11 protein-coding genes are annotated in these 15,582 nt (G+C 50.7%); 10 read left to right on the top strand and 1 reads right to left on the bottom strand.

Features of this window, described 5'->3' with window-relative positions:
• From mreC to tldD, 7 genes are read left to right on the top strand one after another with little or no spacing between them, the layout of a single operon-like run.
• Positions 1-864, top strand: coding sequence for a rod shape-determining protein MreC (mreC, locus tag D9T21_RS21105; RefSeq protein WP_123327145.1), 864 nt, complete (start codon positions 1-3; stop codon positions 862-864).
• On the top strand, positions 857-1,336 hold the full coding sequence (gene mreD / locus D9T21_RS21100; protein WP_377907574.1) for a rod shape-determining protein MreD: 480 nt from the start codon (positions 857-859) through the stop codon (positions 1,334-1,336). The genes mreC and mreD overlap by 8 nt, the downstream gene beginning before the upstream one ends.
• Positions 1,333-1,917, top strand: a complete 585-nt coding sequence (locus tag D9T21_RS21095) for a Maf family protein (protein ID WP_123327144.1) — start codon at positions 1,333-1,335, stop codon at positions 1,915-1,917. The genes mreD and D9T21_RS21095 overlap by 4 nt, the downstream gene beginning before the upstream one ends.
• The gene (rng, locus tag D9T21_RS21090; RefSeq protein ID WP_123327143.1) at positions 1,914-3,380 is read left to right on the top strand and encodes a ribonuclease G; all 1,467 of its coding nucleotides are present in this window, start codon (positions 1,914-1,916) and stop codon (positions 3,378-3,380) included. The genes D9T21_RS21095 and rng overlap by 4 nt, the downstream gene beginning before the upstream one ends.
• Positions 3,377-7,264, top strand: coding sequence for a YhdP family protein (locus tag D9T21_RS21085; protein WP_123327142.1), 3,888 nt, complete (start codon positions 3,377-3,379; stop codon positions 7,262-7,264). The genes rng and D9T21_RS21085 overlap by 4 nt, the downstream gene beginning before the upstream one ends.
• Positions 7,251-8,084, top strand: coding sequence for a carbon-nitrogen hydrolase family protein (locus D9T21_RS21080; protein ID WP_241155782.1), 834 nt, complete (start codon positions 7,251-7,253; stop codon positions 8,082-8,084). Before D9T21_RS21085 ends, D9T21_RS21080 begins: the two co-directional genes overlap by 14 nt.
• On the top strand, positions 8,068-9,510 hold the full coding sequence (gene tldD, locus D9T21_RS21075; protein WP_123327141.1) for a metalloprotease TldD: 1,443 nt from the start codon (positions 8,068-8,070) through the stop codon (positions 9,508-9,510). Before D9T21_RS21080 ends, tldD begins: the two co-directional genes overlap by 17 nt.
• Here the strand turns inward: tldD and yjgA are convergent.
• Entirely contained in the window at positions 9,507-10,058 is a 552-nt protein-coding gene (yjgA, locus tag D9T21_RS21070; RefSeq protein ID WP_123327140.1) for a ribosome biogenesis factor YjgA, read from the bottom strand. The genes tldD and yjgA overlap by 4 nt on opposite strands.
• A 70-nt stretch (positions 10,059-10,128) precedes the next feature.
• Here yjgA and pmbA point away from each other — a divergent pair, with 70 nt between their 5' ends.
• The 3 genes from pmbA (at position 10,129) to D9T21_RS21055 (ending at position 15,448) form a co-directional block, all read left to right on the top strand.
• Entirely contained in the window at positions 10,129-11,460 is a 1,332-nt protein-coding gene (pmbA, locus tag D9T21_RS21065) for a metalloprotease PmbA (protein ID WP_123327139.1), read from the top strand.
• Between the two features lie 149 nt (positions 11,461-11,609).
• A complete protein-coding gene (locus tag D9T21_RS21060; protein ID WP_123327138.1) occupies positions 11,610-12,548 on the top strand; it encodes a choice-of-anchor A family protein in 939 nt (312 codons plus the stop codon).
• A gap of 77 nt (positions 12,549-12,625) precedes the next feature.
• Positions 12,626-15,448 (top strand): tetratricopeptide repeat protein, encoded by a 2,823-nt coding sequence (locus tag D9T21_RS21055; RefSeq protein ID WP_123327137.1) that lies wholly within the window; start codon positions 12,626-12,628, stop codon positions 15,446-15,448.
• Positions 15,449-15,582 lie beyond the last annotated feature (134 nt).

The raw sequence follows: 15,582 nt of genomic DNA, 5'->3' as shown, positions 1-15,582 counted from the left end.
ATGGATACAATATTTACCCGTGGTCCCTCACTCAATATCCGGCTGGCATTAGCTCTGGCAATGTCGGTGATGTTGATCGTACTCGATTTTAAGCTCGATGCGTTTTCGACCACCCGGGTATTTCTGAACTCCCTGGTCAGCCCGGTTCAGTATCTTGCCAATTTGCCCGGTCAGCTGCTCAATGCCAGCGCCCAGCGCCTTACCTCTCAACAAGCTCTTATAGAAGAAAACGAACAGCTCACCAATCGCCTGCTGTTGCAAAACGAGAAGCTGCAGCGGTTTGAGGCGCTTGAACAGGAAAACAAAGAACTGCGTCGTTTGCTCGATGCGCCGGTGCGTCAGAATATGCGTAAGATGGTGGCTGAGTTAATGGCGGTGGATAATACCCCCTACAGCCAGCAAATCGTCATTAACAAAGGCGCCATAGACGGCGTCTACTTGGGCCAGTCTATTCTTGATGAAAGGGGTATTGTGGGTCAGGTGATGGAAGTAGGCACCACCAATAGTCGTGTGCTGTTGATCAGTGATGTAACCCATTCCATCCCGGTGCGCTCAATCCGCAATAACAGCCGCTTTATAGCCTCAGGCAGTGGCGCTATCGATGAACTGTATCTTACTCACGTGGCACACAGTGCCGATATCCGCGAAGGCGATGTGCTGGTGTCCTCCGGGCTTGGAGAGGTGTTTCCGGAAGGTTATCCGGTGGCGGAAGTGACTCAGGTGATTCGTGATGAATCACGCCCCTTCGCACAGGTAACCATTGCGCCACAGGCTCGCTTAAATCGCCTCAAGTACCTGTTATTACTGTGGCCGCAAACCTCCTCTGAGCCTGACGAGCAGGCAGCGGAGGCAACCGATGATTAAGGTGCGTCACTACACCATAGCTATCACGTTGCTGATTGCCATGGTATTTCAGATTATTCCGGTACCGGTACAGGTCGATTTATACCGGCCGGACTGGGTACTGATTGTGCTATCTTACTGGGTGATGGCCTTACCGCACCGCGCTAACGTGGGGGTAGCCTTCACCAGCGGTCTGGCACTGGACATTCTGCTTGGCACCGCCATGGGGGTACACAGTTTTGCATTGAGTATCTCCATTTATGTGTTAGCGGCTAATTACCAGCGGCTGCGTAATTACTCGGTGTGGCAGCAAGCGGTGATTATTGGCGTGGTATCGGCGTTGTATCATTCTTTATTGTTCTGGTTACTCCGCTTACTGACCGACGTTACCTTTCGTTTTGAGGAACTCTGGCCGGTGCTTACCTCGATGGCACTGTGGCCCTGGATTTTCTGGTTATTACGTAAAGTCAGACGGCAACTGAGGATCACATGAGTCAGCTTCGAAAACTGGTGCTGGCCTCAGCATCCCCGCGCCGCACCGAACTATTAACCCAGATTGGGGTCAAATTTAGTGTCAGGCCTGCGGATTTGGATGAGTCGCCATTAGCCGGTGAGCAGCCCGAAGCACTGGTAAAGCGTTTGGCAGCCGAGAAAGCAAAGGCCGCTGCACAAGTGCATAATGATACCGATGGCTGCGTGGTGCTGGCTTCTGACACCGTTGTGGTGCTGGATAACCTGGCGTTAGGTAAACCTAACGATTTTGCCGATGCGGCGGCTATGCTGGGTGCATTAAGCGACCGCAAACATCAGGTGATGACGGCAGTCAGCCTTCTTGATGATAACAGGCAAAAAACCATTTGCGTGACAACCCAGGTGCATTTTGGCCCTTTGTCGGCCACACAAATTGCCCGTTACTGGGCAACCGGAGAGCCCGCAGACAAAGCCGGGGCTTACGGTATTCAGGGAATTGCCGGCCAGTTTGTAAAATCGATTGAGGGCAGTTACAGCGCCGTTGTGGGATTACCGCTGTATGAAACCGTACAACTACTGCAAGAGTTTGGAGTGATTGAATGAGTGCAGAACTACTGATTAACGTTACACCGTCAGAGTCACGTGTTGCGCTGATAGAAAATGGTATTCTGCAGGAAGTCCATGTGGAACGTCACACTAAGCGCGGCTTGGTGGGCAATATTTACCGCGGTAAAGTAAGTCGGGTATTACCCGGTATGCAGGCGGCCTTTGTGGACATCGGTTTGGATAAAGCGGCATTTTTGCATGCATCTGACATCGTCATTCATAACGAGGTAGTCGGCGAAGTTTCTACCAGTCATATTGAAAAACATGATATACGCGACCTGGTTCGCGATGGTCAGGATATTGTGGTGCAGGTGGTGAAAGATCCCATTGGCACCAAAGGCGCACGGCTTACCACTGATATTACCATTCCATCCCGTTATCTGGTGTTTATGCCCAGCGTAACCCATGTTGGCGTATCTCAGCGGATTGAAGATGAAACCGAGCGCGAACGCTTAAAGGAACTGGTGGCCGAGTTTTGTGACGAGGAAGGCGGATTTATCCTGCGCACTGCTGCCGAAGGCGTTAGTCAGCCGGAGCTGAAAGCCGATGCCGCCTTTTTACGCCGCCTCTGGAGCAAAATTCAGCAGCGCATGAAGAAGCGCCGCTCTCATGTATTGTACGAGGATTTACCTCTGGCTCGCCGCGTACTACGGGATTTTGTCGGCACCGAATTGGATCGCATCCGAATCGACTCCAACCTGTCTCACCATGAACTGGGACAGTTCACCAAAGAATACGTGCCGGAGATGCATTCAAAGCTGGAGTATTACCCCGGTGACCGGCCCATTTTTGACCTCTACGATGTTGAAAACGAGATGCAGCGGGCGCTGGAGCGTCGCGTGGATCTAAAATCCGGTGGTTATCTGATTATCGATCAAACCGAAGCCATGACTACCATCGACATTAATACCGGCGCGTTTGTTGGTCATCGTAATCTCGAAGAAACTATTTTTAATACCAATATCGAAGCAACACTGGCCATTGCCCGTCAGCTACGGCTGCGTAACCTCGGTGGTATGATCCTTATCGACTTTATCGATATGACCAATAACGACCACAAACGCCGGGTACTCAACAGCCTGGAAGCCGCTACCAGTAAAGACCGAGCTAAAATTAATATTCATGGTTTTACCTCGCTGGGGCTGGTGGAAATGACCCGCAAGCGGACCCGCGAAAGCCTTGAGCATATTCTGTGTGGCGATTGTCCGGTTTGCAAAGGACGCGGCACGGTTAAAACCATTGAAACCATTTGCTTTGAGATCATGCGTGAGATAGTCAGGGTAAACCGTGCTTACGATGCCGACATGTTTGTGGTTTACGCGTCGCCCACTGTGGCCGATTATTTGTTGGGAGAGGAATCTCACATGTTGGCCGAACTGGAAGTATTCGTTTCGAAACAAATAAAAGTACAAACAGAAACCTTATACAACCAGGATAAGTATGATGTGGTAATGATGTGAACCGACCCCTCTCCGTTGCCGCTTACATCGTTAAAAAACTCTGGCTGTTCTGCGCCATTGTACTGGTACTGTTTGCTGTTTTACTTAGCGCTCTGCGCTACACCCTGCCTTATCTTGACGAAGAAAAACAACTCATTGAAGATTACCTGAGTGCCCAGTACGGTATTCAGCTGACTATCGACAGCCTGTCAGCGGCCTGGCAGGGCACCGGGCCGAGCATAGTGCTCAATGGCGTTGAGTTCCAGCAAAACGATCTGTCACCGGTAGAGCTCAAACTCGAGCAGGTTTATGTGGAAGTGGACTTCTGGCAATCCCTGCAACAGCGGGAGCTTTCCTCCAAGCGTTTTGATTTGGTTGGCCTGCATGCCCGGGTGGATACTCAGCGGATGGAAAAGGGCAGTGAAGGGGACTTCCCCATTGTGGAAGCGCTACGCAGCCTGTTTCTCGATCAGTTACAAAGTTTCTCGCTGTTACACGGTGAGGTGACGCTGGTCACTCCGGCCGAAGAAGAGGTTATTGAATTATCCCAGCTGTACTGGGTTAACCGCGACAGCCGCCACCAGGGCCGGGGCGAGATTCGGGTACAGGATATCGCTAATAACTCGGCCGCTTTTGTACTTGATTTGTACGGCGGTAAATCAGACCTTTCTGGTACCCTTTATGTAAAAGGGGAGTCTCTGGACATTTCACCGTGGATCAGTGCTCTGTTACCCACTCGCTCACCGGTTGAGCGTAGTCGCGGTAATTTTGAGGTCTGGGCGAGTCTGCAGAATAATCATATCGATGCCGTCCAGGTGGAGTTTGACGACAGTGACATCGCCTGGCGACTGGCCGGGGAAAATAATACCCTGCAATCGCAGATCCTTGGCGGCAGTATCCAGGCACTGCCATCGGCGGATGGCTGGTCAGTCAGGGTCGATCAGTTAATTCTGCAAGCCGACAACAATACCCTGGTCACCGATCTGGTCGGGCGCCTTAATAGCGAAGGAGATTTAACCATCAATACGGTTAAGCCTATCTCGCTGGCCCCCATCATGGCCCTGGCGCCGCTGTTTACCGAAGGGAACAGCGGGCAACTGGTTAAACGGCTTAACCCAACCGCCGAGCTGGCTACCTTACAATTACAATGGCAGCAAAAAGCCCTTTCTGTTGCGGCGAAGATCTTTGATATGCACTGGAATCAGAGTGGCAAGGTGCCTGGACTCAGTGCCATTGATGGTGAGTTTTTCTGGCACCATGATCATGGCGTACTTGAGCTGGAAGCCAGTGACTCAGAGCTCAGTATTAATAACCTGTTACCGCAGAACCTGACCCTCGATAAAATCCGCGGGCGCGCTTATCTTTACCCGGAAAGTAAGGGCGACTGGGTGCTTAGCCTGCAAAATATGCAGGTTGAGAGTGAGCTGTTGAGCTTTACCCAGGATATCCGCTATCAGTTTGGCAGTGGTGTACTGAGTGCCGCCATGGACATTGAGCGCATGGCGCTAACTGACGTGCCTGGATTCTTTCCGGCTGCCTACATGGGCGAGGGTACGGTTAATTATCTGCAACGGGCCTTTAGCGACGGTGGTCAGGTACAAAATGCCAGCGTGCTATGGTTTGGTAACCCGGCACAATTTCCCTTTGCCGACGGGCAGGGCGTATTTCAGGCCCGGGTAGACGTTGCTGACGCCGGATTTACTTTCGCGCCGGACTGGCCGGCGCTGGCAGATCTAAATATGCGCCTGATGTTTGAAAATGAATCATTAACCATGACCAGCCCGGCCAGTCAGTTAATGGACATCCAACTGTCAGACCTGTACGCCCGTATTCCACGCCTTAGCGGCTCCTCAGTGCTGACCATCGACGCAAAAGGGCAAGGCTCCGGCGAGCAGGTAGCCGCACTGATGCGTAATTCGGGTTTAAAGGATTCTCTGGGTAAAATTCTTACTCAGGATGTGGTGGTTAACGGGCCGGTTGCCAGTGAGGTGAAGCTGGAAATTCCCCTGAATGGCAAGAATGTGAAAGCCACAGGCCTAGCCCGGCTTGACGGTAACCAGGTTAAGGTTAACAGCCTGGATCTTGAGTTTGACCAGGCCAGCGGTGCAGTGGGCTTTTCTAACGCCAATATTTCGATTAACGGTCTGACTGCTTCGCTATTTGGCCAGCCGGTGGCGGTAGAACTTGCCGGAAATCAACTGAGTGATGAGTATTTACTGGATATTGAACTAAGCGGGAACTGGGCCGCGCAGCCATTAATCGAAAAGGTTAATCCGGCATTTGCCGACTACCTTAGCGGCGATGCGCAGTGGCGAACTGATGTATCGGTATCGCTGGGCAAGGATGGGTTTCAGTATAATGCCAGTATGACCAGCGAGCTGGCTGGCGTTGAATCGCGTTTACCTGCGCCGTTTTATAAAGATGCAATGACGGTGAAAGAGCTCATGGTGTTAGTGGATGGCGATCAGGATGCGTCAGACATTACCCTGAGTGTGGGTAATGATATTAATTTCTCCGGCGTGCTGCCCCACGATACCAGGCAGTTTGCCGGTGCACACCTGGCCCTGGGCAACAGCGATATTGTTGGGCTTGGCACAGGGTTTAGTATTTCTGCGGCCATGCCGGAAGTCGATGTCGCCCGCTGGTATCACGTTATTGATTTACTGATTGGCGGGTTGTCGTCAGACAAAGGCCAAACCGCTAAAGTTTCGCAGCAGCCTGGCTACTTCTCTGTGCCCCAGCGGATATTTGTTGAAGCGGAAAACCTGATTGTGGCCGGCCAGACCCTCACCGATGTGACCATTTCGGCGCGCCAGCAGAGTAATAACTGGTCGCTGAACGTGCTCTCTTCCCAGGCTAAAGCAGAAGTAAAACTGTTTGATGCGTGGCTGGAGCAGGGCATTGAAATTGATGCCGATTTTATCCGTCTTGCCGAGTGGCAAACCGATGACAGTGAACAGGAAAAGGTAGAATACGATTACCAGCCAGATGCGCTGCCACCTATTCGTTTCCATTGTGATGCCTGTAACCTGCTCGACAGAGACTTCGGCACGGTGGACTTAGAGGTTACCCGCACCGACAACGGCATGTTAATCAATCGCTTTGATGCGACCAATGATTTTGGTGAGTTACGGGCGTCCGGCAGTTGGTTAACTACTGGCAATAATTCTTCGGTAACGCACTTTGAAGGCGACATTAACAGTCACAATATAGGCGGTATGTTGTCAGAGTTAGGCGTTAACTCCGGCATAAAGGACTCTAAGGCGAGTATTGATTTTGTGCTTAACTGGGATAACTCGCCGTTTAATTTTGCCATGGAATCGTTAAACGGTAGCGTGCAAACCGAACTCACCGATGGCTACCTTACCCAGGTGAGCGATAAAGGCTCACGTATATTTACTCTGTTCAGCCTTAACTCACTGGTCAGAAAGCTCAGCCTAGATTTTCGTGATGTATTTGCCCAGGGCTTTTTCTATGATGACATTAAGGGCAGCCTGGAGATTGTTGACGGGGTAGCAAATACAACCGATACCATAATCGACGGTGGTGCCGGCGAGATTGAAATCAAGGGTTATACCGATCTGGCCAATAAAACACTGAATTACAACGTTAGCTTTGCGCCCAACGTGACCGGTAACCTGCCTTTCCTGGTGTACTTTATGGTGAATCCTCCAACGGCACTGGCGGCACTGGCACTGGATCAGGTATTGACCTCAGCCAAGGTGATCTCTAATGTGAATTATCACATTACCGGCACCATCGATAACCCGGAACTGGAAGAAGTCGGCCGCGATAGTACCGACATTGAGCTGCCGGCGCAACGTCAGCCAGCGCAGCCCGAGGGGATTGATAATGAGCCGGTAGAACCCGCAGAGTCAAAGGAGCCTGTAGATGCAGACAGTTAATCTCGCCGCCCTGCAAATGACATCCGGCCCGGATGTTGAGGTGAATCTGGATTTTGTTGAAGCCCAACTGGCAGAAGCCGCATTACCCGCCCATACTGTGGTAGTGCTCCCCGAATGTTTTGCCTGCTTTGGCACCCGTGACGGTTTTTTACTGACAATCGCCGAGTCACCCGGTGACGGGTCCATACAAGCGCGACTGGCTAGGATTGCGGCCCGATTCGAATGTTACCTGGTGGCCGGAACGATTCCGGCAACTTGTGACGACGCGCAGAAATTTACCGCTTCCTGCTTTGTGTTTGGTCCGGATGGTAAGACGCTCGACTGCTATCAGAAGATCCATCTATTTGATGCCGCCGTGGCCGATAACACCAAAGCCTATAAAGAGTCAAAGTACACGCAGGCGGGCGAGAGGGTCGTAGTGATTGATACTCCGCATGGGCGAATCGGCGTTGCGGTGTGTTATGATGTGCGCTTTCCCGGCTTGTTCGACGCCATGGGCGATATTGATGTACTGGTGTTACCCGCTGCTTTTACCCAGGTTACCGGTGCTGCCCACTGGCATACGCTATTGCGTGCCAGAGCGATTGAAAAGCAATGTTTCGTGGTGGCCGCCAATCAAACCGGCACCCATGAAAATGGCCGTGAAACCTACGGCCACAGCGTGATATATTCGCCCTGGGGAGATTTGCTGGCAGAGCGGGAAACCGCAACGGGCATTGTGCAGCATACCGTGTCTCTGACGGACATCAATAAATACCGACAAGCCATGCCATTGGCTCAACACAATCGTTTCAGGAGTCACTTTGATAAATCAAGTTGAAACTAATTTGCTGGCTGATTCAGGGTTATCCCGACAATCGCTGGATACCGCACTTGCTTCGATTCATTCTCATCAAACCGATTACGCCGACCTGTATTTCCAATCCAGCCAACACGAAAGCTGGGTAATGGAAGACGGCATTATTAAAGAAGGCAGCTTCAACCTGGAACGTGGTGTAGGTGTGCGCGCGGTAAGTGGTGAGAAGACCGGCTTTGCATACTCAGACGAAATCAGTGTGGAAGCGATTACCAAGGCCTGTACCGCGGCCCGCAGCATTGCGCCTGCTGGTGGCCAGGTCAATGTGGGCACTTTAAGCGATATCAGGCCGGCGCCACGGTACGCGGCTGATAACCCTATTCTGGCCATGGCTGAGGCGGAAAAAATTGCCTTGCTGAAGGCCGTAGACGGCTATATCCGCAAACAGGATAGTAGTATTAATCAGGTAGTAGTGTCAATTAGCGGCGTGTATGAAGAGGTGCTGGTGGCTGGCAGCGATGGTACCCTGGCTACCGATATTCGCCCTTTGGTGCGTCTTAACTGCTCAGTGCTGATGGAAAATGGTGACCGCCGTGAACGCGGCAGCGCCGGTGCCGGCGGCCGACACACTTATGCCTTCTTCACCCGTCAGGAAGATGGTCGCCCGTTTTACGAACAAATTGCCGATGACGCATTGCATATGGCCAGAGTGAATATGCAGGCAATTGCCTCACCAGCCGGCCTGATGCCTGTAGTGCTTGGCAGTGGCTGGCCGGGTGTCTTACTGCACGAAGCGGTTGGTCATGGTCTTGAAGGGGACTTTAACCGCAAAGGCGCTTCTACCTTTGCCGGCCGAATGGGTCAGCAGGTTGCCGCTAAAGGTGTTACGGTGGTAGATGACGGTACCCTGGATAATCGCCGTGGATCGTTAACGGTCGATGATGAAGGCACACCAACAGCACATAACGTGCTGATAGAAGACGGTGTTCTGACCGGCTACATGCAGGACAAAATGAATGCCCGCCTGATGGGTGTTAAACCTACCGGGAATGGTCGCCGTGAGTCCTATGCGCATTTACCGATGCCGCGAATGACTAACACCTACATGCTGGGTGGTGAGTATACGCCAGATGAAATTATCAGCTCGATTGATAAAGGCATTTACGCGCCTAACTTTGCCGGCGGACAGGTAGATATTACTTCCGGTAAGTTTGTGTTCTCCAGTGCCGAGGCCTATTTAATCGAAAACGGTAAAATTACCGCGCCGGTGAAAGGCGCTACGCTAATTGGCAATGGCCCGGAAGTAATGCAAAAGATCTCCATGATCGGCAACGATGTGGCGTTGGATCGTGGCGTTGGGGTATGCGGTAAGGATGGCCAGAGCGTGCCGGTAGGCGTGGGTCAGCCCACCTTGAAAATAGACGAGCTAACCGTCGGCGGGACCAGTTAATCCTGGTCCAGCATATGTTCTTTAAGATATTGAAATAACTCGCGATAAGCTTTTGGTGGCGCATTTTTACTGCGCTCCTTAGCGATAGAGCGGTGGAACTGCCGGAGTTTTTGGCGCTCCAGGCTCGGGTGCTCATCGAGGACCTCCTGGATGGCTTCGTCGCCCCGGTCGGCAATCGCATCGCGGGTTTTTTCTAATTGATGGAAGCGTGCATTTTGTGCCTGGTGCTGGTGTTGCAACTTGGCCAGGGCTTCTTCAATAGGTGTTAAGTCGCGACTGCGCATTAACTTACCAATAAACTGTAACTGGCGGCGAAAGCCATCTTTTTTACGGTTTATTCTGCGGGCCAGTGTTACGGCATCGGCCAGTTCATCATCCATAGGGATGGTTTTAATATGCGCGTCAGACAAATTTACGAGTTGCTCGCCAACTTGCTGACGTAAGGCAGACAGGCGTTTAAGCTCAGATTTACTAACGAATTCATCGTGCTCGGGATAGCTGTCGTCGTTATCCCAATTCGCGTCATCATGCTGACTTGGGTCGTTCATTGGACTCTCGTTTATAACTGATAATGGTGAATTGTAGCCATGAACAACGGACATTTATAGCGAAACTTCTATGCAGATCGAACAACAACTAGCAGAAATTCAATCGAAAGTGGCTGATACGCTTAAGTTAGCGCTGAAAAAAGGCGCTACACAAGCCGAGGCCAGCATGTCGAAGGTTGAGGGAATTTCGGTTTCCTCTCGCTTACGGGAAGTGGAAAATATTGAGTTTACCAACGATGGTGGCCTGGGGATCAGCGTTTATGTAGGTAAGCATAAGGGCAGCGCCTCAACGGCAGACCTCAGCATGGAGGCCTTAGCGCTGGCGGTCGAAAAGGCCGTGGATATTGCTAAGTATACCAGTGAAGATCCTTGTACCGGATTGGCGGATGCTGAGTTAATTGCTACTGAATTCCCCGATTTAGATCTCTATCACCCGGTTCCACTGGATCCTCAGAAAGCGATTAAGACTGCTGTGGCAGCAGAGTCGGCAGCACTGGATTATGATCCCCGGATCACCAATTCCGACGGGGCCAGCTATAACGCCAATATGGGCATGCGGGTGTACGGTAATACCCATGGAATTAACGCCGGGTATACCAGCAGTCGTTACAGCCTGAGCTGTATGGTGATCGCCAGTGACAACGACGATATGCAACGCGACTATGCCTATACGGTGAGCCGGGATGCCAGCAAGCTGGACTCAGCCGAAGCGGTGGGTCTGGAAGCGGCACAGTGCACAGTGGCTCGCCTTGGCGCACAGAAAATTAAAACTGCCACCGTACCGGTGTTAATTGATAAGCAACTGGCTTCCAGCTTATTTGGCCATTACGTTGGCGCTATCAGCGGCGGTTCGTTATATCGCCGGTCTTCTTTCCTGCTCGACAAGCTCGGCAGTCAGGTATTCCCCGAGTGGCTGAATATTGTTGAACGCCCGCACCTAAAAGGCGGACTGGCCAGCAGTAACTTTGATCACGAAGGCGTGGCCACCAAAGACATGACTATCGTCGATAGCGGTAAATTATCTACCTACCTGTATACCAGCTACTCAGCCCGCAAACTTAACACGGTAACCAATGGTCACGCCGGTGGTATTCATAACTGGATTGTCAGTGATTCCGGTCAGTCAGACGCAGAGCTGCTGAAAACCATGGGCACAGGTTTGTACGTTACTGAAATGATGGGGCAGGGCGTTAATATCGTAACCGGTGATTACTCCCGTGGCGCAGCCGGTTTCTGGGTTGAAAACGGAGTGATTCAATACCCGGTACATGAAGTAACAATTGCCGGCACTTTGCAGGATATGTTCGCTAATATTGTTGCGATTGGTGCCGAACGTGACGCGCGGGGAAGTGTTAGTACCGGCGCTGTATTGCTCGAAAAAATGAAAATTGCCGGCGCCTAATCGCAGGCTTTTTTGTCGGTATCTTTTACACTTTAGGGTAACTGGTCTGTTCTCTTTGTCGTAATGTATTACAAAACAAGGGGTTAACTTTATGGTTTGTATTTTGCATTAATCAGGCCAGTCCAACCTTTGATGAAAAATTTAATAAAATGAAAATGTTAAGTCGTATTAGTGGTCTCGTTTTATGTGCTTATGCTGCATCTGGCTTCGCTTCGGTAGATAACGTTGGTACTTACAACTTAATATTGAAAAACGATCTGAGTACGTCCAGCGATATTGAAGGGCGGATCATGATTGGTGGTGATATTAATATGGCTGGCAAGTCGCTGGATGTCGGAAGCCGTATTCCGGCCGATCCTCTGGTTGATGCAGTAACCGTCGTTGGTGATATCACTGCAAACGATGTTAAAACGCAGACCGGGAATATCATTTACGGTGGCAGCGCGGGTTCAACAACTCTGATTAACAACGGCACTGGCAGTGCGTTCCAATTGGCTCAGGGCTTACTGCAAACTCGCTTCGATGCAATCTATCAAAGCGTGATTGATGACAGTGATTATTACCAGACATTGGCCGCAAACGGTACGTTCAATACATCAGACATGAACAAAAAACTGTTTGAATCATCCAGTAGCGATGATTTGCTGGTGTTTAATATTAACGGTAATGATTTACAAAGCGGTGGCCTGGAGTTTGGCTTTACGCCAAGCGTACCTATGATCATTAACGTATCAGGTAGCGGCACACTGAATATCAATGCGAAAGCACAGGGCAATTTCGACAAGAGCACGGTTTCGCCACTGGTGCTTTGGAATTTCTACGACTACACCGGTCTTAACTTTAATGGTGATGGCTGGAATGGCTCAGTATTGGCGCCTTACGCTGATATCACCAGCTATACCGGTAGCCTGGATGGTGGTATCGCCGCACTGTCTTATACAGGTGGTGTAGAAGTTCATAATAAACTTTTTACCTACGAACCCCCGCAGGACGAACAAACGCCGGTATCAGCACCTTCAGCAGCAGTCTTGTTGTTTGGCGGAGTGTTGTTAGTCATGCGTAAGCGTCGTAAGCACGCCGCGGTATGAATTCTCCGGGCTCATCCGTCAGGCACGGGTGAGCTATTGTCTGCCGAACCCTTGCAGATGTTCCAGGTTAACCGCTTGTGAGTTGTATTAATGTGACCGGACGTTTATTTTTTGCTGCTTTATGTTGGTGTGGTTTTCTTGCACAGGGGCTGGCGCAAAGTCAGCAAGCTGAAGCTGTAGTGATTGACTGCGAGAAAGCAGAGTTTGCCTACCTCGACGGTAATTCCGAAGAAGCACTAATTTATCTGAAAAGATGCCGTCAGCAACTCCCCGATTATCTGCCTGCACTCACCCTGCTGGGCAAAATACAAACTGAGTATAGCCGCTATAACCTGGCTGTAGACACCTTCCAACAGGCCCTTGAGCAAGGGGCTGACGCTGAACTCTTTGCCCGAGAGTGGTCAAGGTCACTGATTGCAGCAAGGCAGTTTGAATCGTTAATCAGCTTCACCGGTTTTAAGTCTTTCACGCCAGCTATGCGTGCAGACTGGCTGAAACAGCGCGCAGTGGCTTGTCGGGAAACTCACAATGACAACTGTGCCAGAGAAAGTTACTCCGCTCTTAAGTTGCTGGGGGAAGACTTCGAAGCAGCACTGGGCTTTGCCGAGCTGGCGATTGAAAACAAGGCCTGGCAGGAAGCAGAAAAACAACTTGAATTAGCTGCCTCTATGGCACGCAACGACATTCGGTTACTGCTGGCTAGTGGCCGATTAGCGCTTTATCAACAACGTTATGACGAGGCGCTTGCCTTTGTGGATAAAGCTTCTGTGCTTGCACCACAGGATCCGTTGGTGTTACGCACGCTGGTAGATATTTATCTTGCTGCTAATCAACGCTCGGAAGCGGCCAATACGCTGGATCTTATTCTTAGCCTGACACCGGAAGATCCTTTCGCCATGTTGGTGCGCAACAGCCTGAACCCGAATGACAAATACGCTGAAATCCTCACAACTTATAAAGCACGTATCGAACAACTGGATAAAACTACCAAGGCAAGTGATCAAACCCTGTATTATCTGGAAGGCTTAATTGCTTATCAGTCCGGAAGTTACGAACAAGCCCTCAAGGCATTCACTTTTTTAGTCAAAGAGCGGGCCTTTTACCCGCAGACATTAACGCTACTGGCCAGAACGCATGTTGCGTTAAAGCAACCCGTGCAGGCGATCGGCCTGTTGGAGCCGGAACAGGATACGTTGCTGGCAGAAGCGCCAGAGTCCATGGCACTGCTGATTGAACTGTTTATAGAAGACGGTAAGGTATTTAAAGCACTACCGGCCTGGCGCAGTTTTGCTGAGCGGTATCCACAGCGTCTGGAAACAGGGTTGCTGGAAGTCAAAATCCTGTTTGCCCGGGGTATGCAAGACCGTGCAATGCAACGACTGGATAAATTGCTGCAGACCTTTCCGGAGTCAGAAGAGGTGGCCCGCGTATCAGCAGTGGCCCTGAGTTTTGCCGGCGATTACTCAAAAGCGCTAAGTGTGGTGGAACAGCAGTTACACCACTCAGCACAGGCGCAGGTCTGGTATAATTTTAAAGGTACCCTGCACCTGATGTCGGGAAACGCCGGTAATGCCAGAGTGGCATTTGAAAATGCGCTGAGCCGGGATCCCAACATGGTACCGGCCCGGGCTAACCTGGCCTGGCTGGATTTTTACCAGGGCAATCAAAGCACAGCTTTACAAAGCGTTGAGGAACTGGCGACGCAATATCCCGCTCAACTACCATTGCAACAAATGTATGCCGGCATGTTACTTTCGTCTGGCCAAACAGAGTTGGCCAAAGAACGTTATGAAAGCTTGTATAAACAAGACAGTACCGAACGTTCAGTGATTGAAAGCCTGATAGCCATCTATCAGCGAGAGGGTGATACGGCGGGTGTCATCAAAATGCTTTCCAGGCTCATAGAACTGGAGCATGATACTGCCAGAAACTTGCTAAGACGCGCGCAGCTTTATGTGTCTCAACAAGAGTCAAATCGGGCTGACCTGGATCTCTACAAAGCGCTGCCACTGAGTAACGGTGATGCTACCTTGTTGCTGGGAATTGCCAATATAAGCATTCAGTCAGGTAATCAGCGTCTGGCGATTAAATCATTGCAGCAGGCCCGGCATATTAATCCTGATGATCCCTTACCACCGATAAAACTGGCCGAGATATACCTTAATCAGAATCAGACTGAGGAGGCGGCAAAGGTACTTCGGGCAGCCTCAGATTTTAACAATATTCCTGAATTATGGTTAGTAAAAGGACGCCTTGCAGAGCAGCAGGGACAGGCGGTTAAGGCCAGTGAATATTATCATCATGCCTTACAGTTAAATCCTGAATTTGAACTTGCCTACGCCAAATTATATGGCTTAACCCGGTTTGATATTGGCAAAGATGCTTTCGAGGAAGCGCTTAAAAAGCGGGTGGCTGTAGCGCCTGATTCCATATTTAGCCGCAGTTTGCTGGGCCAGTATTATTATTATGAACAGCGTTTCAAAGAGGCTGTACCTCACTATGAAGCGCTCTACCTGACTGCGGTAGAAGATTCCAGGAAAGCTGGCTACGCGCGCCGTCTCGCCCAGATATATTTTCACTTCGAGCCACAAAAAGCGATTGAGTATGTCGACACTGCTGAGGCGATTAACCCGGCCGATCCTTATATTCTGGCGCTAAAAGGCTGGGGGCTGGTGCAGCGTAACCGCATGGAAAGCGGCCTTAAACTGTTGCGCGAGGCATATACCCGCAATGGTCAGGATGCCGATACCCAATATTTTCTCGCTCATACTCTCAACGCGCTGGGCATGCGTGAAGAAGCACGTAAATTTCTTACGCCGTTGGTAGACACAAAAGTACCATCAACCTATCCACTGGAGATTCAACAACTGCATCAACAACTAATGATTGAACCTGAGTAAGTTTGTCAGGCAAGTTGGTGACCGGGTAGGGTCGTCTCAGGAACGAATGATGTAGTAAATCGCAGACACTAAAACAACAGCAACAAGCTAATGCCTGTGCTGTTGTCCCAGTACGTAAATGAGCGTTTTGGGGG

The organism is Marisediminitalea oceani (assembly GCF_003731635.1).
GTDB lineage: Bacteria > Pseudomonadota > Gammaproteobacteria > Enterobacterales > Alteromonadaceae > Alteromonas > Alteromonas oceani.
This window is presented reverse-complemented; position numbering and strand designations above follow the sequence as displayed.

Excerpts from the sequence above, each read along its gene's own strand:
- D9T21_RS21095 (WP_123327144.1), top strand. The coding sequence starts at position 1,333 with ATGAGTCAGCTTCGAAAACTGGTGCTGGCCTCAGCATCCCCGCGCCGC.
- D9T21_RS21080 (WP_241155782.1), top strand. The coding sequence starts at position 7,251 with ATGCAGACAGTTAATCTCGCCGCCCTGCAAATGACATCCGGCCCGGAT.
- D9T21_RS21060 (WP_123327138.1), top strand. The coding sequence starts at position 11,610 with ATGAAAATGTTAAGTCGTATTAGTGGTCTCGTTTTATGTGCTTATGCT.
- rng (WP_123327143.1), top strand. The coding sequence starts at position 1,914 with ATGAGTGCAGAACTACTGATTAACGTTACACCGTCAGAGTCACGTGTT.
- pmbA (WP_123327139.1), top strand. The coding sequence starts at position 10,129 with ATGCAGATCGAACAACAACTAGCAGAAATTCAATCGAAAGTGGCTGAT.
- mreD (WP_377907574.1), top strand. The coding sequence starts at position 857 with ATGATTAAGGTGCGTCACTACACCATAGCTATCACGTTGCTGATTGCC.
- mreC (WP_123327145.1), top strand. The coding sequence starts at position 1 with ATGGATACAATATTTACCCGTGGTCCCTCACTCAATATCCGGCTGGCA.
- yjgA (WP_123327140.1), bottom strand. The coding sequence starts at position 10,058 with ATGAACGACCCAAGTCAGCATGATGACGCGAATTGGGATAACGACGAC.